This is a genomic window from Microcoleus sp. B5-D4 (assembly GCF_036705145.1).
Taxonomy (GTDB): domain Bacteria; phylum Cyanobacteriota; class Cyanobacteriia; order Cyanobacteriales; family Microcoleaceae; genus Microcoleus.
In genome coordinates this window covers 1-1080 of record NZ_JAUBTV010000194.1, presented here as the reverse complement: position 1 = coordinate 1080, position 1080 = coordinate 1, and the positions used below count along the sequence as shown (strand labels likewise).

1 protein-coding gene is annotated in these 1080 nt (G+C 47.7%); it reads left to right on the top strand.

Features of this window, described 5'->3' with window-relative positions:
- Window positions 1–155 precede the first annotated feature (155 nt).
- Complete coding sequence (locus tag QUB10_RS34160) at window positions 156–731, top strand: hypothetical protein (protein ID WP_333207562.1); 576 nt, start codon at window positions 156–158, stop codon at window positions 729–731.
- The last annotated feature ends 349 nt before the right edge of the window (window positions 732–1080 follow it).

The window sequence follows — 1080 nt, the reverse complement described above, 5'->3', positions numbered from 1 at the left end:
CCTGAAATCGGATGCACCGGCCCTTACTACAGTTACCGCTGGATGGAAGGAAAGCGGCAGCGCGCCAAATACTGTCCAGGGAGCAAATGTCCGGCAGTCCGCGAAGCCTTGAGGCGCGGCAAACCAATTAGTAAAATCTTAGAAATTATCAACCAATGAAAATCTCAGAACTGCAAACTCGCTACGGTCTAGCCAGCAAACAATCTGTGTACGATCGCATGAAGGCACTGCAAATCAATCCAGTCAGCCGCGGTGAAATATCCAGTCACGCACTGGACGAACTGGACAAACTGGACAAGTTCATGAAAAGCAATCCAGGAGCCAAAATCTGGGAGTTTCCAAGGGATACAGAATCTTTGTCTAGTGGACAACTAGACAATTCCACTAGACAACTAGACAAACCAACTGGACAACTGGACAACTTCAATGAAGTCCTGCAATTGGTAGAAGCGATCGCCCGTCACTTTGCCGCCAGTCAAGACCCGCTGGCAAACTACAAAGCGCTAGAATATGCTGCCAACCACATAATCTTATTGCCCACTTCCAAAATCAAAAAACTGACAGGGGCAAAGCCTAGCAAAAGTCAATTTCAGCAAGGGACTTTTGTCTTTACCAAAACAGACATGAAAATCGGGCGAGAGACAGCTTGGAGGGTTCAAATGACAGCTAACGCATTCAGAGATGCAATGAAACACAAAACCGCAGGGAATACCCGCTGGTTAGATCCTTAAGGATCAGACCCATCATCACAAATGTCCCTACAACAAACTCTGCAATAACAGCTAGTAACGGCGCTGGTAAAACTTCAAAGCGCAAGCTAAGCAACGAGCTTGATAGCGATAAAAATCCCGTTCGCGCTTTAGCCGCGCAATCCGTTGAAACAAGACACGGATAAAATATTGCCTTTTCATACAAAATATAAAACTAAATCTGACATATTATCACCTCTAGTGACTATATGTCAACTTCTTTAGGTTATACCGGGTATTACTCCCCCCGGTTGGCCTGCGGCGCCCTTAATTCTAGTCGGCGCGGCCGGGAGGGCGGGCCATAACCCGGCTCCCCCCCCGGCCCACGTTC